Source organism: Paenibacillus sp. MDV22-iso6 (genome assembly GCF_058408365.1).
Window position 1 is genome coordinate 456,820 of record NZ_JBZVDZ010000002.1, and the last position, 20,347, is coordinate 477,166.

The window sequence follows — 20,347 nt, forward strand, 5'->3', positions numbered from 1 at the left end:
AATGTGAGTGAGGAAGAACACATGAAAAAGTGGATGAAAGTTACCATCTGGATTGTTTCCTTGTTTGTAGTTGTTGTGTTTGGTTATGCCATATATCTCTATCAATCCGTTAAATCAACCGCTGACCAAATCTATGAGCCCCGGAATCCTGTAAGGCCCGTCTCGGTCACAGATAGCAGAGGTGGGCTACCAGTGGATATCAACAGTAAAGAGCCTTTTAATGCACTTATTCTTGGCGTGGATGAGCGTCCTAATGATCGAGGGCGCTCGGATACGATGATTGTACTGAGTGTGAACCCAGGGAAAAAACAAGTGCTCATGTTTAATATTCCAAGGGATACAAGGACAGACATTGTGGGACACAATACAGTAGATAAGATCAATCATGCTTATGCCTTCGGAGGCGTGGACATGTCGGTAAATACCGTCGAGCAATTTTTGGGAGTCCCCATTCATTATTATATGAAAGTGGATATGGAGGGCTTTGCCAAAATCATTGACCTGGTCGGAGGCGTGGATGTAAATAATCCTTTTGCATTTGATTATGAGGGCCAGAGTTATGATCAAGGGAATATTCATCTGGACGGTGTTGCTGCGCTCGGTTTTTCAAGAATGCGCTATGATGACCCGAAAGGGGATTTGGGTCGTAATGATCGACAGCGTGAGGTTCTGAAGCAGATGCTTAAGAATACGATGCAATTCTCCAGTGTACTTCATATCCAGAATATGCTTGATGAACTAGGTACTCATGTCAGAACGGATGTTACTTTTGATGAGATGAAGGAACTTCTCCTTGATTATCGTAATGATCTGGAGAATGTAGATACGGTGGAGATCAAGGGTAAAGGCGAGAAAATCAATGGGATTTATTATTACATCGTGGATCAGCAGGAAAAAGATCGCATTCACGGAATAATTGAAGAACATTTGGAGAAATAAATAATGAAAGGCTTATGAAAGTGGTGAGGACCTTGCTTATGGAGGAGGATTACGGGAAACGAAGGCATAAGCATAGACGTAAACAACGACCTTTTGTTTATATCTTGTCACTGCTGCTGATTGCGGCCTGGGTTTTGGTGATTTGGCACTTTTCGACCCAATCTTATCAGCAGCAGACCATCCAGCCTTGGCTGCATAAATGGTCTGAAAAGGTGAAGATCGGATTTGCACTACCAGATGTGAAATTCACATACGGTGAGCTTGATTATTCCTTAAGACAACGACCGTATGATTTTGTTGAGTTCATATTTCGGAAAAGTGCACATTTATTTGTATATGCTGTGCTGGCGGTGCTTATCTATGGTGGGCTGAGATACAGGAAAATGCGGATGTTCACTTGTATCGCTGCTGCCCTGGCCGTAGTAGCGGTTATCGCCTCCATTGATGAATATATTCAGCAGTTCAGCCCTAACCGGACGAGTTCAATCCGTGATGTCGGCGTGGATCTGCTTGGCGGATGTGGCGGAATTGCCTTATATGTGGGGGTTAATGTCGTTTTCAGAAGATTCAGGTCTCCAAGGCGATCGTCAGTCAAAAGAAAGTGATTTCCCAGGAAATGCTGCTCGCCAGTTCCCGCTTCTACTTGCTTGCCATCCATCATAAGTATGGAAGTAGGACAAGGGGGACGGGGTATGCTGCGAAGAAGGAACCGGAATGCGTTACTTAAAAAGATCGGATTCATAGTACTTGTGCTGCTGCTGTTGTGGCTCATAGGCAGAACCATCCCATATCTGTTTCGTGCAGATGCACCAGATGAAGCTGCTGCCATTGCCCAGGAGTTTTACAAATATGAGCAGACGGGTGATTTCGGCAGTTCATGGGAATTGTTTCATCCATTGATGAAAGAACGTTTTCCCAAAAGTGCCTATTTACAGTCGAGAGCGCATATCTTCATGCAGCATTTTGGGGTGGAAACCTTTGATCTGGAGATGGAAAAACCAGAGCGAGAGTTTGACGTTACGGTAATTGATGGCGTTAAGCCATTTGCAGAGGCATATCGCATTGGTGTTACCCAGAAGTTTACGGGAACCTTTGGTCAATTTAAAATCGTGCAGAATTGTTATATCGTAAAGGATGGGGACGATTGGACATTGCTTTGGTATTATCCGAAGAATGGAGATACCGAGACTGAGCATGACAAAACTGAATGATAGTATTAACCCATACTATGTGCCGAATTGTATCATTTGTACTTGAAAAGGCTCTATGAATGCGAGACTTTAGTCGCATTTATAGAGCTTTTTTTGCATTTCATTTCTTTTTAAACCTTTAAGGGGTTGACATTAGTCCCGGTGTCAAGTAAATTACGAGTTAGATACAAAATGTATCAAAATTCAGCGTCTAACGACAAATAACAGGGACTTCAATGCTCCTTGTGATGGGGAAGGAATATCATTGATTGAAACGGACCGCTTTTACTGTGTCAGTTGTGGGATGATTGTGTCGGTCGCTAGGGGCTCTGTCGAACTAAAGGAAGAGGACTGTGGAGGCAATCACGTATTTCGCACCGGATTTTATCGGAGTGAGATGCCGCTTGGATGCTGTGAAGCGTGTGTAGTTCAAACGAAACGTCAGGGGAAATCCCAGTTTGCGGGACAATATACTAAAGATTATGATACACTATCTTCATATGAGAAGCGGGCATGATGTGAATGCCCGTTGATGAAGGAGGAAATGGAATGCAGCAGGAGCCGGTCGTCCGTCTTCAGGGCGTCAGTAAAATCATCTCCTCCCGATCATTGGTCAGTGACCTGACTCTGGATATTTCTCCGGGGCAGGTTTTTGGTTTTTTAGGACCCAATGGGGCGGGGAAAACAACAACGATTCGAATGATGGTAGGGCTGATGTCCATCAGTCAAGGAGATATCATCATCTCGGGACACAGTGTAAAGAATGAATTTGAACAGGCCATCGCTCAGGTTGGGGCTATTGTCGAGAATCCAGAAATGTACAAGTTTCTGACCGGATATCAAAATCTCGTTCACTTTGCCCGGATGTCACCTGGTATTACGAAAGAACGCATTGCCGAGACGATTGAACGTGTTGGGCTTACAGCACGCATTCATGACAAGGTAAAGACCTATTCTCTGGGTATGCGCCAGCGTCTGGGCGTGGCCCAAGCCATATTACATAAACCAAAGTTGTTGGTATTGGATGAACCCACCAATGGGCTCGATCCACAGGGAATACGGGAACTTAGGGATTATTTGCGTCAGCTCTGTCAGGAGGAAGGGATCACCGTCTTTGTATCCAGCCACTTGTTGTCGGAGATGGAATTGATGTGTGATACCGTTGCGATTATCCAAAATGGCAAATTGATTGATGTGAGAAATCTCAGAGCTGAGGCGGGAGCAGACGTACTTACTGAAGTTGCTTTTGAGGTAAATGATGCTCCACGTGCAGCCGAACTAATTAGCGAAGCTACAGTTCAGGGCAATGCCATTGTGATTCGTTTATCCCGTGAGCAGATTCCGGACTTGAATGCGAGGCTGGTCAGTGAAGGGTTCCAGGTATACGGTATCCGTAGCGTAACCCATACGCTGGAAGATCAATTTTTGCAGGTGACTGGGGGCGGAAGCATTGGGTAATTTCGGCAATCTCATTATGAATGAAAACATGAAAATTTTCCGTCGTCCGCGTACTTGGATTATGTTATCTATTCTGGCATTAATTTCGCTGTTGATGCCGGTTCTGCTCAATGAAGGCATGGGGTCCAGTGAAGTTCCATACTGGCAAGCAGCTATTACTACCGTTCAGGTCGTCTTTTTCCTGAATACTATCTTCTGTGTCGTCATTGCAGCCGAAGCGGTGGCCGGAGAGTTCACTTGGGGAACCATTAAACTACTGTTGATTCGTCCGTGGTCACGCAGCAAAATACTGGCATCCAAATATTTGTCCGTGATTGGATTCAGTATTCTGAGTACGTTACTTGTTGTTATTATGGCAACCGTAATGTCGTATATGCTGTTCTCCCATTCCTTAACTCCGGATGGAAGCGGTGCTTCTGCATCACACGCATTTGCACTATGGGGATATCTGTACGTGGACTTGTTTATTACGCTCGCTATTGCCTTTATGGTCTCCTCCGTGTTTCGTTCGGGAGCTCTGGCCATCGGTTTGTCTCTATTTATCATGTTTACACAGAATTTGTTCTCATTGATCTTCAATCCCGTTCGTTATGAATGGGCCAAGTATGTTCTGTTCAATAACATGGATCTCAGTCGGTATATGGATCCAGTGACGGACTTTAGTATGTTTGACGGTGGGAATACAGGCATGACACTTGGCTTTTCTGTTGCTGTGCTAGCTGTATATTATGTTGTTTTCATGTTGATCTCATGGGTTGTATTCAACAAAAGAGATGTGGCAGGCTAATCGCCTGCTTCTTTTTTTTACCCCATTTCTCCTCCAGGATGGAAAAGAGAGTATATTCAGCATTCGCTGTGGCATGACTAGCATTTAAGGGTACATATAATCATACATAAGAATACGGCTTGGAATGGAACACGCTGTCCAAGCTGTATTAAGTTGCATGACATACATATTATCGCCGCAGTCGTATTTGGCAGAGCAGCGTATGGAGGGATCACGTTTCTTGATAAACAACAAGTTTTACCGTATATGTACAGCAATTATTTTGCTGCTGCTCATCGTGTATTTGGGGGATAAAGTCAACTTTATTTTCAGCCCCCTGACCTCGCTGATTCACATCATCATTATTCCGCTGCTGATTGCTGGTTTCTTCTATTATCTGCTGCGTCCGCTCGTCGACTATATGGAACGGCACAAAATGAAACGTGCACTGTCAGTCCTTATTATTTACGTGGTAATTGCGCTGATTATGGCAGGATTCAGTGTGCTTGTATGGCCTTCACTGCGTGAACAACTGTTGAATTTTGTGGAGAATGCCCCGGTACTGGTTACATCGCTCAGTGATCAGTTGGCTGAATTCGAAAAGAGTGGTTTCCTTTCAAAATATATACCTGAGGATTCCGATCTGTTCTCACGCTTCTCCGATTTTCTAAGTCAAGGCATTGCCCAGGTAACGGATTATGTATCCGGATTGTTTTCTGTCGTATCTAATCTGGTCATCATTCTGGCGACGTTCCCGATCATGCTGTATTACATGCTCAAGGAAGGCAGCAAATTTGGAACTAATCTTACACTGTTGCTCCCGAGACGTTACCGTAAAGATGGAGAAGAGACGGTACATGAAATCGATGAAGCTTTGAGCAGCTACATTGTAGGTCGTGTCATTGTCAATGTAGCCTTGGGCATCCTGATGTATATTGGTTTTCTCTTTCTCGGTTTGCCATATGCATTACTCCTGACGGCCGTATCCATTATCCTGAACTTCATTCCTTATGTAGGGGCTTTGCTGGCAGCCATTCCTGTCGTCATTGTGGGGTTCATTGAATCACCTTCAATGGCGATCTGGTCGCTTGTCATCATTGTTATCGCTCAGCAAATTCAGGATAATCTGATCTCTCCTTATGTCTATGGCAAACAGTTGGACATTCATCCGTTGACTACCGTCATCTTACTGCTTGTAGGTGCAGACCTGGGGAACATTCTTGGGATGATTATCGTTATTCCGTTATATATGATCATCAAAATTATTTTCCGGAAGATTCAGAATCGAATCGTCGAAGACAAGGCAGATCCAGCCAATTAATTCACACGATAAGGTGCTAACAACTCTAGGCACCTTATCGTGTGAATTAGCATGAGTGGCCAAGGCTAACGAACTTCAGGGTCTCTTTTACGCCGGAAAAATGCGAAAGGACCAGCAGATCAAGGCATTAGAGTGTCTGCGATTCGTTAAGCTGTTGTAACAGTGAAAATAGGGCTAATAGAACGTGCTCGATTCGTTAGATATTCGCCGCGAGAGCGAACTATGCTAAACAGCAAGTATCGCTAACCGCGACTCATCCCAATACGCCTGCCATATGAAAAAGGTGGTGTCCATCATCTTCACGACGATGGACACCACCTTTTAGTGTATCTATATTGAAGAAGCGAGTTTATTAATTCGTCTCGTCTTCATCAGTGTAGTCGGACATGGTCAGTGGTTCCTTAGGAACAACGGCGACTTTGTAGAAGCGATTTTTGTCTTTTTCCAGCAACACGAAGGTGAGATTCTCGAACTCATATTCTTCCTGTTCATTCATCTCTGGACGATGGCTATAAAGCCATCCGCCAATGGTATCCCATTCGTCCGCATCCAGGTTTGACGTGAACATATCGTTTACTTTGGACAAGGACACCTTGCCATCCATAATGACATAGTTTTCATTGATAACCTGAATATCCTCCACTTCGTCTGCGTCGAACTCATCCCGAATTTCTCCGACAATCTGTTCAAGCACATCCTCAATCGTTACAATCCCGGACGTACCTCCATACTCATCGACCAGCACGGCAATATGCACGCCATCCTTCTGCATTTTCTTGAGCAGGTCCTTGACCGGAGTCGTTTCGTGAACAGCCGATACCGGCTGAATGAGGGAAGAGAGATCGACAGGTTCTTCGTTCCCGTACAACTCCAGGAAAAATTGTTTGGTATTTATGATACCGATAATATCGTCTTTGCTCTCATTTACTACTGGAAAACGGGTGTATTGTTCTTGACGGATAATATCCAGGTTTTCCTCGTTCGATCTATTGACATAAAGGCAGACCATATCAGTCCGGGGTACCATGATTTCTTTGGCAAGCATCTCATCAAAAGCAAAAATTCGGCTTACATATCCGAACTCGGCTTGGTTGATTTTGCCGCTCTCAAAGCTTTCATTAATGATAAACTGTAATTCTTCTTCGGAGTGTGCATCTTCATGCTCCGATGCAGGTTTGATTCCGAACAACTTGACCAGTTGATTCGCTGAGCTGTTTAACAGCCAGATAAAAGGATACATAATTCGGTTAAACCAGATGATAGGTGTAGACGTCAGCAGAGCAACGGCTTCGGCTTTACGGATTGCAATCGTTTTAGGTGCAAGTTCGCCAACTACCACATGCAAATACGTGATGGCAACAAACGCAATAACAAACGATAAGAATGAAGAAACTGCCTCAGGCATGTTCATGCTTTCGAACACAGGGTGGAGAATTTTCTCTACCGTGGGTTCTCCCAGCCAGCCCAGTCCCAGAGATGTAATCGTGATACCCAACTGACAGGCGGACAAATATCCATCCAGGTTGGCAACGGCTTGTTTAACAGCCAAGGCACGCTTGTTTCCTTCTGCAATCATTTGGTCAATCCGGCTCGGACGAATCCGTACCAGAGCGAACTCCACTGCAACAAAAAACGCCGAAAGTCCTATCAAAAATGCAACCAATACTAAATTTAACGCATACCTCTCACTTTCCATTAACTAGTCTTCTCCTTTAAGTAATAAGTTTTTAACGAATATTATATCTAATTTTACGTAAGAAGACCACCTTCCAATCAAGAAAAGAGGAAGAGTCTGGAAGGCAGAGTATGCGAAATGGCGATGGAGTGCTGATCCGCAGACTGGAATGAATCATATGTAGAGGGGAACACAGTCAGAATATACAACGCCAAAGCATGGCAAGAACTGGCTGAGCACTGTTACAGATGCGCTGTGTATGTAAAATTTTATCTAAGCAAACGTTACGAACAGTGCATACATTGGGTATCTAATGATTAGCTAAAGGCTTTATCGTCAAAGCTTGTACAGTGAGAGAGAACGGCAAGGTTACACCTTGCCATGAGGAGGAAGCCGAATGTTTTGGCTGGTCATTATATTGCTCGTATTTACTTTTCAGGCAGCCACCATTCTGTTGCTGGAATTCCGTAATCCGGCGAAAGCTGTGGCATGGCTTTTTATTTTATTCTGTGTACCCTTGATCGGCTTTGTTGTGTATTATTTTGTCGCCCAGGACTACAGCAAACGAAAGAAGGTCCGTAAGGGCGGTTCGCGAATTTTTCGGGAAATACGGGAAACGATCTGGGAGCAGGCTCATATTGTCGAGCATGCCGATCAGATGTCTGGCAGCCGATACAATCATCAGCATCGTTTGTTCAACCTGCTGTCACACCTGTCTGAGAGCCCAATTACAGGTTGCAATCGGAGTCAAGTACTGACGAATGGTGAAGAGACATTTGAAGCCATGTTGAGGGCCATGGAACAGGCAGAGCACCATCTGCATGTTGAATTTTATATTTTTCGGGATGATGTCATCAGTACAAAGTTTCAGGACGTGATGATTCGCAAGGCGAAAGAAGGCGTCAAAGTGCGTTTGATCTGCGATGGACTCGGCAGTCACAAGATGAGCTGGAGCTTTATCCGCAAGTTTCAGAACGCAGGCGTGGAGTTTCATTATTTTCTGCCGCCGCTCATTGCAACGATTGACCGAAGGGTGAATTACCGGAATCACCGTAAAATTGTTGTGGTGGATGGAAGGATTGGATTTGTGGGTGGAATTAATATAGGTGATGATTATCTCGGACAATATCCGGAGGTTGGATTCTGGCGCGATACCCATGTACAGATTGAAGGAGATGCCGTATATTTCCTGCAAAATACGTTCTTGAACGACTGGAAACTTGCTTCCGGCGAGCAGATTACAGAGCCTCAACTGACAGAGCTGTTCCCTCCACATATTTGCAGCGGGGAAGAGCGGATTCAGATTCTGGCCAGCGGGCCGGATCAGGACTGGGATGCCATTCAAGAAATGTGCTTTGGGGCGATTTCCGTGGCATGCGAACGCATATACATCACAACACCCTATTTCATTCCGGACCCCGCATTGTATGAAGCGATTAAGACGGCTGCCGTGAGTGGGGTAGATGTGAAAATCATCATTCCGTATCAATCGGATTCCCGGCTTGTGCACTTGGCCTCATTGTCCTATGTCGAAGAACTGTTGCGTGCGGGAGTGAAATTCTATCAATATCGCAAAGGTTTTGTGCATGCCAAGGTCCTGATTGTGGATGATTTGCTTGCGACGGTAGGCACAGCCAATATGGATATGCGGAGCTTTTTCTGCAATTTCGAGTTGACCGCTGTGTTATTCGAAAAATCATCCATGGAACGGCTGACCGAGGATTTTGAACGTGATTTGGATGAATGCAGCCAGATTGACGTGAAGGTGTTTCAGCAGCGTTCACGGTGGCAAAAAGGGGCAGAAATGCTTTCTCGCATGCTTTCTCCGCTGCTTTAGCCGTTATAGGGCGGATTTCTCAAGATAAGTTCACTTTTTGTGAATTTATCTTCTTTTTGCTAACTATTTTGCTCAAATTTGATCTTTTATGATATAATGTTTATATAAATTATGTCTTGGCGAAGGAGGGGAGTCTGCGGGAAAACAGGCTCCCTTTTGCTCTCTTTTGGAAGTGTCAACCGGAATTAAGACATACTTGAATACATTTCATATAGCCTTTAGGTGCTTTTATAACGGGGTGCATATAGCGTTGGGACGGCGTTGTTCCTCTGTATGTAGGGTTCCTCTGGGGTACTTAAATGATTTATGAAATGGATTCACATCTTGATCAAAACGGGGGGGATACCATGTCCAATGTATCGGTTAAAGAACTAACATCCAAGCCGGACCGCAATGTGAAGAGTTCGGTGTTTTCACTGAAGCTTCTGCAGCGCATCGTGATGATTCTGGTCGGTGCTGCACTGATGGCTGTGTCACTCGAAGTATTTCTCGTGCCGAATGGCGTTATTGATGGGGGAATAACAGGGATCTCGATTATGGTGTCAGAGCTTACACATCTGCCACTCGGAATTTTCCTGACCTTGCTGAACTTGCCTTTCCTGATTCTGGGGTATAAACAAATTGGTAAAACGTTTGCGCTATCTACACTGCTCGGGATCGTCGTAATGTCCATTGGAACGTCATTGTTACACCACGTTCCTGCACTGACGCCAGGTGAACCACTGCTTGGAGCTGTATTTGGTGGATTGATCTTGGGGGTTGGTGTTGGTCTCGTCATTCGTTCTGGCGGTTCACTGGATGGTACGGAGATTGTAGCCATACTGTTGAGTGAGAAATCACCATTGTCTGTAGGTCAGATCGTATTGTTCATTAACGTATTTATTTTTGCAGGTGCAGGTTTTGTGTTTGGCTGGCCAAACGCCCTGTATTCCATGATTGCTTATTATATTGCAATGAAGATGATTGATATTGTGAATGAAGGATTGGATCAATCCAAATCGGTATGGATTATCAGCGAGAAGTATCGTGATATTGGTTCAGCCTTAACCGACCGTCTGGGTCGTGGCGTCACTTTCCTGGATGGAGAGGGTGGCTTCAGCGGAGACGAGAAGAAAATTATCTTTGTGGTTATTACTCGTTTGGAAGAAGCTAAACTGAAGTCCATTGTTGAAGATTGGGACCCACATGCCTTTGTGGCGATTGGTAACATTCACGATGTGAAGGGCGGACGTTTCAAGAAAAAAGGTATACATTAGCGAATCTCATCGCGCGTAAACGAAAAGATAGCCGGTACCCTTGGTTTGAGGGTGACCGGCTATTTTTGTTTTAAATGCTGGATGATCAGTTCAACAGGCTGGGGTTCGACAGCTGCGATCAGATCCCCGGTCTTCGTCAGGCGTTCCACGATGTTCATCAAGTGGTAATCCTTGATCGAAACGTTGTTCCGCACTTCATCCCATGTGAGTGGAGTAGACACAGTGCCACCTGGCTTGGCGCGGGGAGTGTAAGGAGCTGCCAGCGTTTTGCCACCATAATGCTGGAGGTAATCAAAATAAATGCGATCCCCCCGGTCTTTTTTTAGTCGTTCCAGTGTAAATAGATCCGGATGTTTTTGAGTGACGTATTTGCCTACAAAATAACCGATGTCTCTTAATTCATCGAAGGTTACACCTTGGCGAATCGGAACAATAATCTGTACACCTGTGGCACCGGATGTTTTCGGTACCGATCTCAAACCAAGCGAAGTTAGCGTTTCCCCCACGATTAAGGCCGCCTGCATAATGCGAGGTTCTTCTTCCTGCGAAGGATCGAGATCAATCATCCACTCGCAAGGCAGATGGTTGCCTACGGCATGCAAGGAAGGATGAAACTCCAGAGCGGCCAGATTGCCAAGCCATAACAGATCAGGGAGGTCGTTCATCACCACATATCGTATCCCGTCATGCATCTCGGTTCGCACAAACTCCGGAACGGGCTCTGGGGCATTTTTCTGATAGAAAAACTCGCCGCCTGCACCATGCGGATAACGTATCGTGGTGAGCAGCCGATTACGGGTGTAAGTAAGTAGGTAGGGAGCCAGTGCCGCCAACTTTTGCAAATAGATAGCCTTGGTTACACCTGCTTCGGCCCATAACAACTTGTCTGGATTAGTCACAGTAAGTTCCATTCCATTAATCGTTATGGTGCCCTTTATTGTATGGGCCATGAATAACACCTCCTCTGGGGAACAAGTATAATTTAAAAGGAAAGCCTTTTTACTTTTTCAGGTGGATGTAAAAATTAGTTTATCGTTCAGGGATAAGATGACTGATCTGGCTGATCTCACACTCATCTCGCTTTACCGAAGCAAAAGCCTGGATGCTTGGGTGACGTAGGGTAAGATGGTGGGTGAGTTCCATGAATTGCACTTTGACTCCGATCTGTGGTTCAACCCATGTCGTCTCCGCGCTTCTCTCAGGTATGTTATGGAATGGTCTATCCTTTCGGATGAGAGGCTGTACTTCTTCGGTTAGTTTACGCCAGGAGTCCGAGTTCAGTTTACCCGTGCCGACATGACCAATATAGACAAAGTTTGGCCCATCATATACACCAACTGCGATTGCATTGACGATACCACTGCGGTAGGTGACCCCGCCAATCATCGCATATAGATCGTGGAAAATCTTGACCTTCTGCCAGCGTTGATCCTTACCGTTGATTCCATAGGTACTGGAAAGGTCTTTACATACAATTCCCTCCATCTGGTGCTGTCTCATCACAGTGAGCAGGGTGTCCGGATCTGACGTGTTGGTCACCTCCTGAACATGGGGAGCAGGATTCAGAACGTGATGCAGCAGACGCTGACGTTTTGCAAGTGGTTGATCTGTGACCCATACCCCATCGCAGAAAAGAATATCAAATACCATATAAGTCACCGGAATCTGGTTTACAGCTTGGGCAATGCCATCCGGTCTGCTCATGCGATCTCGCCGCAACACGTGATAGAAGGACGGTTTTCCCGTATCCGGGTCAAGGGCAATAATCTCTCCATCCAAAATATAAGAAGGGACGGAGCACAGATTGCGTGGCTGAACCAGCTCAGGATATTGCGCAGTTCGGTTGTGCAATCTGCGATTAATTAATTGAATTCCCTGTCCGTCCTCGTAAGCAAGCATGCGGACCCCATCCCATTTGATTTGGGCAATCCAGTTTTGCCCGCTAGGGATCACATCTCGGGATATAGGTTCAAAAGGAACCAGAGGATTGAACATGTGCCTAAAACTCCTTTCCTCTTTCAAATCTGCCTGGAGGTTGATGCCCTAAGTTGACTGTCGCAAGTTTAACTCTTCCGCAGCCGTACCCTTAGTTTATGTACCATAATGAGCAGCAAAGGAATTGCAATGCCACAGGTCAGGTCCCAATCAATCCAATATGGAATAACAACCTTGAGATAGAAATTTTCGTTTGGAGCTAGAACAATGGACATGGCCAGAACCAACAGGGCACCAGGCAAAATGAGTGGACGATAGCTGGACAATTTGAAGAGATGAGTAATTCCGAGTACAAAGCTATAGAAAAACAGAATGCTTTTGAAAAAGACGGCAATAATCCAGACGGAAGCCATAAAGGCTTCGATTCGTTGCAAAGAGTTGCCTATGTTAATCTTCAGCGACAGATTAAATGCTGCGAACCAATGGTGCTGCGTCATAAATGGCCCCATGACCAGCAGACAGATGGTTAGCGTTAGGGTAAGCATCAATCCGCCTATAATGGCTGCCAGCAGGATATCCTTTTCCCAATGAGCTTCCTTTTTGGCATAAGGAAAGAGCATAAGAAAGATGCACAATTCACAATAAGGATAGGTAAGCACAGCGACAAAGCCTTTAAAGGGATTCAGAAATCCTTCTCCAAGAACAGGCTTGATGTTGTCCAGATGTGATTGCGGGAACAGACAGACGGTCAGAATGAGCAGAAATAGCACAATCAGGGGAAGAAATACCTCGGCGCTCCTGCCTATGGGTTCCAGACCAGATAAGAGCCCCCAGACAAGAGTGAAAACAAAGAGCAAATTCACAATGAAGAGCGGGGATTCGGGCAAGATCTGGGTCGTCATGAAATCCCCAATTTCTCGTATAAACGCGGAGGTACCCATTAGAAAATAGAATAGATAAAAACAGCTGATGAAGGCCCCGATCCAGGGCCCAAGAGTATGCAAAGCATGTTGAATCAGATTCATCCGGGGCTGCAGTTTGTACACAACGAGCATAATGGACAGTATGCCTGCTCCTCCAGCAACGCCCAATAATGCGGACAACCATGCATCCTGATGCGCATATGAAGTGATCATCGAGGGGAAGACGATAATCTGTTCACCAATCGTGCATAAGAACATCAGCGAGCCCAGTTGTCTTACAGTTAAACGCCCCTTTTCAATCATGTGGGTTCTCCTTCGCATGTCGATCTAGATATTTGGTTAGGATACGCCAATTGCACCAATTTTATTAGGAAATGGATAAAGGCATATATCAACATAAAAAAAAGGTAGGCAAAAAAGCCCGGACAACTGAATTCCCTATATGGAGCGAGGGAATTTGTGTCCGGGCTAATCAGAGTACTCAATTTAATACACAATATTCACGTCACGGATTTCCCGTGTTAGCTCGTTGTGGTCAAACGAATGCGAATATTCTGTGGGTCTACAGTAAACCAGTCCTTACCTTGCTGTTCGATAGATGCGTTCGACTGACGCAGTTGCTCTACAGCTTGTTCCAATTGTTCTTTCTCGTCATAAACGATGGTGAAGTAGTCAATGCCTGTCGCATTGTCAGGATTTACAGGGGCGCCTGTACCAGCCCAAATGTTCAGCCCGATGTGATGGTGATAACCGCCTGCGGACACAAACAAGGCGGACATATTGGCGAAGTTACCAACGATGTCGAAACCAAGGACTCCTGTATAAAAACGGCGCGATTCTTCCAAACCACGTACGTGGAAATGAACATGACCAATGACGGTTCCGGCGGGTAATCCCTGCCAAGGCTCGTTTGCGGCCAGAGCGAACAGGCTGTCTACATCAACAGGATCACTTGACATAATGTAGTTATTATCTGCATCTCGCTTCCAGGTGTCGCGGGCGCGGTCTGCATAGATTTCGATACCGTTCTGATCCGGATCTGAAATGTAGAATGCTTCACTGACCAGATGATCACCCTGACCAATTTCAATGCCGGATTCAGCCAGATTACGGAGGGCAAGGCCCAGCGATTTACGGTCAGGCAGCAGGATGGCGAAGTGATATAGGCCTGAAGTGGAGCGAACAGGCATCGTCACGGCATTGGTCAACTGCTCAAGGCGTAGAAGCGAATGCTTTCCATCGGCAGTCATGGTAGCGACTTTTTCACTGCGTTCAAGCAGTTTCAGTCCGACCACCTCGGTATAAAATTGAATGGATCGCTCCAAATTGCTGATACGCAGACTTACTTCACCCAGATGGGTTGTAGCAGGAATTTGATAAGTAGAAGTCATAAGGATTTCCTCCTGTAAACAAGTTTAGTTGGTTTGTTGCGGTTCGCTCATTGGCAATGGTATAGGGCTATTGTAATGTCATAGCTCATGTAGATATGAGACTCAACTGTACATTTATAAATAAGTTACTTTTCATAAGTTAATATAAAATATAAATCAACTTTCGTCAATTGTATTTTCGATTTTGGTGTAGTCATTTTTGGTTGAATATTACTTCTATTATGGAATACAAAACAAAAATCCGGCTTCATGGCCGGATCTCCAATGTTGATGTTGTGACAAACGAATCTCTTTGTTGTTTGCCGCTTAAGCCTTAGGCTTAGGCGCAGCCTTCTTTCTTTTCGAAGGAGCAGGAGCCTCTGCCTCTCCTCCAGCCACTGCTTGGACCGAAGTTTTCTTAGGAGCACGTTTTTTGGGTTTGGCTGTGGTGGTTCCGGGATCGGTTGGAATGGGCTTCACAGCTTCAATACTTGCTTGCAGCGCTGCCATGAGATCCATGACATTCGCTTCAGGCTTGGCAGGGGCAATTTTGATTTCTTCACCGGCTACTTTGTGATTGATCAGATCCAGCAATTTGGCGCGGTAGTCGTCTGTATATTTACCAGGTTCAAAAGGAGTGGATAACTGATCGATCAGCAGTTTCGCCATCGTCAACTCCTTCTCGTTTACGTTCAGGACCTCGGGCAGGTTGGGAACCTGAGAGACGGGACGGATTTCGTCTGGATAGAAAATGGTTTCCATAGAGAGGCAATCGTCCAGTACACGGATCGCGGCCAAACTGCTTTTGGAGCGAATGGATATCTTGGCGATGCCAATCTTTCCTGTATCCCGCATGGCAGTCATTAATAGCTGGTAGGCGTTTCCTCCCGCTTGATCGGGGGAGAGGTAATACGTTTTTTGAAAATAAATCGGATCGATCTCCGTTAAATCTACGAAGTCCAGAATGGTAATGGTTTTGCTGCTGGAATCATTTAACGCTTCAAGCTCGTCCTTCTCGAACAAGACGAATTTGCCTTTCTCATATTCATATCCTTTGGTGATCTCTTCCCATTGAACCTCAACTTCGCAGGAAGGACATTTACGTACATAAGCGAGTGGGCTGCCGCAGACTTTGTGAATGTAACGCATGGAGATGTCTTTGTCTTCGGTGGCCGAAAACATTTTGACAGGAACATGAACCAGACCAAAGCTAATTGCACCTTTCCAGACCGTATGCATGAACGGCTCCTTTCCGAGAACATTTTAGGTATAGTATGGGCATTTCACGGGCGGGATAACCCTATTTTCCCGGATCGGTATGCTTCAGAAAGAGTGGGGGATGATAACAGAAACATCCTTAAGATCTGTGCTGTATGGCGCTGGTTTTGGAAGAGGATGATGTTAGTTATTAACTATCACGTCAGGAGGCACCCCTATGAAGAACAAACGAGACGAAGCTGAAGCTCACGCCCATACGTTCTCTCCGTATCCTCGTGCCGAGTCGGAAGGGTCTGAAGGTTTTCATACACCTGCAACAGCGGTTAACTGGGAGGCTATCACATCAGAAGAGCTGCCGCTTGACCGGGAGTCGTTCATGCTGGACATTGACCGGATGGTGAATGAGGGTCTGGGCGGTGGACAAGTCACGGAAGATAACGGTTATATCGGTGAAAGTACGACAGATAGCATGGTGCGGGAATCGCATGATGATCCGGAAGGGGAGTATGAATAATGTTGGATGTGAAACGCGCGAAAGCCATTTATGATTCCAAAGATACGATTGCAGTTACATTGGAAGGAGATCCGGTCTGGATCGAAAATGTGGATGAAGCTAATGGCATGGCAACGGTGCAGGTGGGCAGCAGACCGGGGAATACTCAGACGGTACGTGTAGACCGTTTGGAAGAGTAAAAGGCAAAGTGCTGGTGAAGGATGTCTAGGAAGGCCGGTGCCGTCAGGTACCGGTTTATTTGTCGTTCGTGTGAATGGTGGCCTGTCTTCCGTACTGCTTCTGATCCTTCGATGTTGCGGGGGGAGAATGGGACCGATATAATAAAGTTCAAAGTGAACTCAGGCGGCTTGACCGCCAAAGGTGGGGCGTATATTGAATCAGACGCATGAGCAGTGGGTGTATCACTCCCATGGCATTACAGATACAGAAGTACTCGCGTCCGCACTCGCTGAACAGGCAACCGCCGGCATGGTGATTGCATTGGACGGTGATCTGGGCGCGGGCAAAACGGCATTTTCACAAAAGTTTGCCTGGCATTTGGGTGTACGTGATGTGGTCAACAGCCCCACGTTTACACTGATCAAGGAATACGAAGGGCGTCTGCCCTTATATCACATGGACGTGTATCGCATATCGCTGGAAGAAGCGGACGAGCTTGGACTGGATGAGTATTTTTATGGAACAGGAGTCAGTCTGGTTGAATGGTCCAGCATCATTCCCGAATTACTGCCGCAGGAACACTTGCATGTGCAGATCGAGACGACGGGTCCAGAGGATCGAACGATTACGCTGGATGGGTATGGCGAGACTTATGCTGCCATGTGCCGACAGTTCAGACAGAATGGAGTTAAATGATGATGGAAGATTTACAAAAACAGCCGCGCCAGCGGTTTTTGGCGTTGGATACATCGACTGCGGTGATGGCAGCCTCAGTTATGGAAGGCCACGCCCTTCTGGAAGAACGGAATGAACGGGCAGAACGCAACCATTCGGTACACGTCGTGCCTGTAATGGAGCAGCTGCTGGAAGCTAGCAGCACGCAGCCGGGACAGCTGGACGGCATTGCCGTGGGCATTGGCCCGGGCTCGTACACGGGCATCCGCATTGCGGTGACCGCGGCGAAAACGTTAGCCTGGGCGTGGGACATCCCGGTTGTCGGGGTGTCCAGCCTTCAGGCCCTGGCCTGGGGCGGCTGGCACAGTGGCCTAGCCGCCAAGGCCGAAGCTGCGGCAGAGGATGCCGCAGCAGGGGCTGGCGGAACGCCATCCGCGGACCAGGGTGGCACAGGTGCCGCCTCTGTCCACTGGATCGTTCCGCTTGTGGATGCACGGCGCGGTCAAGCCTATACCGCGCTGTTTGCCTCCGCCGGGAGCGCTGCGCCCCGGCGGCTGGCGCCAGATGCCATCCGTATGGTGGACGGATGGCTGGAAGCCCTCGCCGCCCGCATGGCGGAAGCGGCGCCGGAAGAGCGGCCCGCTGCCGTCTGGATTGTCGGCGAGACGGGCCCGCATGCGGTAGCAGCGGCTGAGCTTCGCTGCCCCGCAGGAACGGCGCTCCAGCTCGTACCCTATGAGCTGGAGGGCCGCTGGGTTGGGCGTTTAGGCGCCGAGGCGCTGCTTGCAGGTCAGCGAGACGACGTGCATGCGCTCGTGCCTAATTACACTCAGCTGGCTGAAGCGGAAGCCAACCTGCTACGCAAAGGCTAAAGGGGGAGGGGAAGCAGATGGACAACGTGGAGAATGATGAGCAGGAAGCAACGCTTCAGTTCAGGTTCATGACTCTGGATGATATTCCCGATGTCATGATTATTGAACATGAAGCCTTTACCCTGCCCTGGACGGAAGAAGCATTTCAAAATGAATTGACACACAATCATTTTGCTAAATATATGGTCATGGAATTGGAAGGTACAGCGATCGGCTATGCCGGCATGTGGACAATCATGGATGAAGCCCACATTACCAATATTGCAGTCCGGGAAGCTTATCGTGGGCGCAAGCTCGGTGAGAAGCTTCTGGACGAATTGATGAAAACGGCGGCTTATCTCGGGATGGAACGAATGACGCTGGAAGTCAGGGTTTCGAATCGGATTGCCCAGAGCTTGTATCAGAAAAAAGGGTTTGAATCGGCTGGTCTTCGCAAAGGGTATTACTCCGACAATGGGGAAGATGCGATGATTATGTGGGCGAATTTGCCGCCTGCGAGCCGGAGCGGCGAAGAGGAAGGAAGCGTAACGGATTCATGAAGGATTTCAATGAAAAGGTAAGTTCAGCACCATCTTATATATTGGCCGTGGAGACAAGCTGTGATGAAACATCCGTAGCGGTAGTCAAGGATGGACGGGAAGTGCTGTCCAATCTGATCTCCAGTCAGATCGAGACACATAAGGCATTTGGCGGAGTTGTACCTGAAGTGGCTTCGCGTAAACACGTTGAAGTCATTACACTGATGTTGGAACAGGCTATTGAACAATCTGGCATCCGTCCGCGTGATCTGAGTGCAATCGCCGTGACGCAAGGGCCTGGACTGGTTGGTGCATTGCTGGTCGGTATCGTCGCGGCGAAAACCATGGCCATGGCACTTGGCAAACCACTCATTGGCACACATCATATTGCGGGACATATCTATGCCAACAGACTTACCCATGAGCTGCAATATCCAGCGATGGCACTGGTGGTTTCAGGTGGTCATACCGAGCTTGTGCATATGGAATCCGAAGGCAAGTTCAAACTGATCGGCCGTACGCGGGACGATGCTGTAGGCGAGGCTTATGACAAAGTAGCGCGTGCACTGGGTTGCCCCTATCCGGGAGGACCGCATGTGGACCGGATGGCTGCTGAAGCAGAGCAGGCGGTACCTTTGCCACGCGTCTGGCTGGAAGCAGATTCGTATGATTTCAGCCTGAGTGGTCTGAAGTCTGCTGTGTTGAATGTGCTGAATCAAGCCAAAATGCGCGGAGAAACGCTTGAACCATCGGCTGTGGCACGGGGCTTCCAGGAAGCTGTCGTCGAAGTGCTGGTAGAAAAAGCAGTAAGGGCTGTCCGTGAGTATGGATCACGTCAGTTGCTGTTATGCGGTGGCGTTGCGGCAAACCGGGGATTGCGTTTAGCTTTGCAGGAGCGTTGTGCGAAGGAAGGGCTCGAATTGCTGATCCCGCCGATGGAATATTGCACGGACAATGCAGCGATGATTGGAGCTGCGGCGTATTTGAAATGGCAGCGGGGAGAAATCTCGGAATTTGATGCCAAAGCTGATCCTGGACTTTCACTTGAGGCATGGTCTGTACAATCGCTATAAAATGATTCATGTATATGAAGACTTGACAGCCTCAAGTGAAGACTGTATATTAATTACAAATTAAAACAGGAATTATGATTCCTGAACTAAAAACGCAATGAACAGGAACAGTAGGGTATTTCCCGGTCTTAGAGAGCTGCGGTGTGGTGCAACGCAGTCGAAGGAAACCTGAAACTCACCTGGAAGCGGAACGATGGAACACGGTAACTCCTCGGGAGAAGCCGAAGGCCGATGATGGCCCAAAGTACATGGTTACGGGTTGCCTCCGTGAATGGGCCGTTGTTGATGGAATCCGGATGACATATCGGTAGAGATCAACAATAACTGAGGGGGCTTTTGTCACTTTGGGCAATGATAACGGTATGGACGCATACAGGATCAGCTCGAAGGAAATGAAAGTCAACAAGAGTGGTACCGCGAAGGTGAACAGCCTGTCGTCTCTTGCATTATTGCAGGAGATGGCAGGCTTTTTTGATTTTCAAAATGGTGATTAAATTCATGGTCACATATCATAAATGTAATGAACGGGAGCAGTAAAACGATAAAGCGCACAGAGAGCTGCGGGGTGGTGCGACGCAGTGGCTGGAATCGTTCGAATCTCGCCCGGGAACGGAGCTGTGGAAGCAGTGAGACGATGTCTCATACCTT

Annotated in this window: 21 protein-coding genes and 1 other annotated feature (1 of these 22 cut by a window edge); of the genes, 15 read left to right on the forward strand and 6 right to left on the reverse strand. The window is 47.0% G+C overall.

Translation table 11 applies throughout. The features are described from left to right. Positions 1-21 precede the first annotated feature (21 nt). From AC4PM4_RS08265 to AC4PM4_RS08290, 6 genes are all read left to right on the forward strand, one after another. Positions 22-939 carry an LCP family glycopolymer transferase gene (locus AC4PM4_RS08265; RefSeq protein WP_269053630.1) on the forward strand — a complete coding sequence of 306 codons (918 nt, stop codon included), beginning with the start codon at positions 22-24 and terminating at the stop codon, positions 937-939. A 38-nt stretch (positions 940-977) separates the two neighbouring features. Further along, a complete protein-coding gene (locus AC4PM4_RS08270) occupies positions 978-1,544 on the forward strand; it encodes a VanZ family protein (RefSeq protein ID WP_491613327.1) in 567 nt (188 codons plus the stop codon). A gap of 87 nt (positions 1,545-1,631) precedes the next feature. Beyond that, positions 1,632-2,150, forward strand: a complete 519-nt coding sequence (locus AC4PM4_RS08275) for a hypothetical protein (RefSeq protein WP_491613328.1) — start codon at positions 1,632-1,634, stop codon at positions 2,148-2,150. A gap of 528 nt (positions 2,151-2,678) precedes the next feature. Beyond that, positions 2,679-3,587, forward strand: coding sequence for an ABC transporter ATP-binding protein (locus tag AC4PM4_RS08280; RefSeq protein WP_064640101.1), 909 nt, complete (start codon positions 2,679-2,681; stop codon positions 3,585-3,587). Continuing rightward, complete coding sequence (locus tag AC4PM4_RS08285) at positions 3,580-4,374, forward strand: ABC transporter permease (protein WP_488731215.1); 795 nt, start codon at positions 3,580-3,582, stop codon at positions 4,372-4,374. Before AC4PM4_RS08280 ends, AC4PM4_RS08285 begins: the two co-directional genes overlap by 8 nt. A 202-nt stretch (positions 4,375-4,576) precedes the next feature. Further along, complete coding sequence (locus AC4PM4_RS08290; RefSeq protein WP_063564495.1) at positions 4,577-5,674, forward strand: AI-2E family transporter; 1,098 nt, start codon at positions 4,577-4,579, stop codon at positions 5,672-5,674. 352 nt (positions 5,675-6,026) lie between these two features. Here AC4PM4_RS08290 and AC4PM4_RS08295 read toward each other — a convergent pair whose 3' ends face one another. Next, positions 6,027-7,370 carry a hemolysin family protein gene (locus AC4PM4_RS08295; RefSeq protein ID WP_063564494.1) on the reverse strand — a complete coding sequence of 448 codons (1,344 nt, stop codon included), beginning with the start codon at positions 7,368-7,370 and terminating at the stop codon, positions 6,027-6,029. 376 nt (positions 7,371-7,746) lie between these two features. Between AC4PM4_RS08295 and cls the strand changes: the two genes are divergently transcribed. Together cls and AC4PM4_RS08305 are read left to right on the forward strand one after the other, a co-directional pair. Next, complete coding sequence (gene cls / locus AC4PM4_RS08300; RefSeq protein WP_063564493.1) at positions 7,747-9,186, forward strand: cardiolipin synthase; 1,440 nt, start codon at positions 7,747-7,749, stop codon at positions 9,184-9,186. A gap of 347 nt (positions 9,187-9,533) precedes the next feature. Beyond that, positions 9,534-10,442: a YitT family protein gene (locus AC4PM4_RS08305; RefSeq protein WP_053783466.1), complete on the forward strand. Its 909-nt coding sequence runs from the start codon at positions 9,534-9,536 to the stop codon at positions 10,440-10,442. A 59-nt stretch (positions 10,443-10,501) separates the two neighbouring features. Here the strand turns inward: AC4PM4_RS08305 and ligD are convergent, their stop codons facing one another. The 5 genes from ligD to ku all read right to left on the reverse strand — a co-directional run bounded on the left by ligD (position 10,502) and on the right by ku (position 15,909). Further along, entirely contained in the window at positions 10,502-11,392 is an 891-nt protein-coding gene (gene ligD, locus AC4PM4_RS08310; RefSeq protein ID WP_491613330.1) for a non-homologous end-joining DNA ligase, read from the reverse strand. Positions 11,393-11,471: 79 nt separating this feature from the next. Next, on the reverse strand, positions 11,472-12,437 hold the full coding sequence (locus tag AC4PM4_RS08315; RefSeq protein ID WP_491613331.1) for an ATP-dependent DNA ligase: 966 nt from the start codon (positions 12,435-12,437) through the stop codon (positions 11,472-11,474). A 68-nt stretch (positions 12,438-12,505) separates the two neighbouring features. Continuing rightward, entirely contained in the window at positions 12,506-13,603 is a 1,098-nt protein-coding gene (locus AC4PM4_RS08320) for a GerAB/ArcD/ProY family transporter (protein ID WP_063564490.1), read from the reverse strand. Between the two features lie 218 nt (positions 13,604-13,821). Continuing rightward, positions 13,822-14,691, reverse strand: a complete 870-nt coding sequence (locus AC4PM4_RS08325; RefSeq protein WP_090808093.1) for a VOC family protein — start codon at positions 14,689-14,691, stop codon at positions 13,822-13,824. Between the two features lie 306 nt (positions 14,692-14,997). Then, positions 14,998-15,909 carry a non-homologous end joining protein Ku gene (gene ku / locus AC4PM4_RS08330; protein ID WP_072734330.1) on the reverse strand — a complete coding sequence of 304 codons (912 nt, stop codon included), beginning with the start codon at positions 15,907-15,909 and terminating at the stop codon, positions 14,998-15,000. A gap of 196 nt (positions 15,910-16,105) precedes the next feature. Here ku and AC4PM4_RS08335 point away from each other — a divergent pair, with 196 nt between their 5' ends. The 7 genes from AC4PM4_RS08335 (at position 16,106) to AC4PM4_RS08365 (ending at position 20,193) form a co-directional block, all read left to right on the forward strand. Beyond that, entirely contained in the window at positions 16,106-16,402 is a 297-nt protein-coding gene (locus AC4PM4_RS08335; protein ID WP_063564487.1) for a hypothetical protein, read from the forward strand. Between the two features lie 2 nt (positions 16,403-16,404). Then, positions 16,405-16,581 carry an H-type small acid-soluble spore protein gene (locus AC4PM4_RS08340; protein WP_053783520.1) on the forward strand — a complete coding sequence of 59 codons (177 nt, stop codon included), beginning with the start codon at positions 16,405-16,407 and terminating at the stop codon, positions 16,579-16,581. Between the two features lie 193 nt (positions 16,582-16,774). Further along, a complete protein-coding gene (gene tsaE, locus AC4PM4_RS08345; protein ID WP_063564486.1) occupies positions 16,775-17,257 on the forward strand; it encodes a tRNA (adenosine(37)-N6)-threonylcarbamoyltransferase complex ATPase subunit type 1 TsaE in 483 nt (160 codons plus the stop codon). A gap of 2 nt (positions 17,258-17,259) precedes the next feature. Then, entirely contained in the window at positions 17,260-18,108 is an 849-nt protein-coding gene (gene tsaB / locus AC4PM4_RS08350) for a tRNA (adenosine(37)-N6)-threonylcarbamoyltransferase complex dimerization subunit type 1 TsaB (RefSeq protein ID WP_491613415.1), read from the forward strand. A 17-nt stretch (positions 18,109-18,125) separates the two neighbouring features. Then, complete coding sequence (gene rimI / locus AC4PM4_RS08355; protein ID WP_063564485.1) at positions 18,126-18,647, forward strand: ribosomal protein S18-alanine N-acetyltransferase; 522 nt, start codon at positions 18,126-18,128, stop codon at positions 18,645-18,647. Then, positions 18,644-19,699 (forward strand): tRNA (adenosine(37)-N6)-threonylcarbamoyltransferase complex transferase subunit TsaD, encoded by a 1,056-nt coding sequence (tsaD, locus tag AC4PM4_RS08360; protein ID WP_491613333.1) that lies wholly within the window; start codon positions 18,644-18,646, stop codon positions 19,697-19,699. The genes rimI and tsaD overlap by 4 nt, the downstream gene beginning before the upstream one ends. Positions 19,700-20,043: 344 nt before the next feature. Beyond that, positions 20,044-20,193 carry a hypothetical protein gene (locus AC4PM4_RS08365; RefSeq protein ID WP_170867863.1) on the forward strand — a complete coding sequence of 50 codons (150 nt, stop codon included), beginning with the start codon at positions 20,044-20,046 and terminating at the stop codon, positions 20,191-20,193. Positions 20,194-20,210: 17 nt separating this feature from the next. Continuing rightward, positions 20,211-20,347, forward strand: a binding site (T-box leader); it runs 208 nt beyond the window's last position.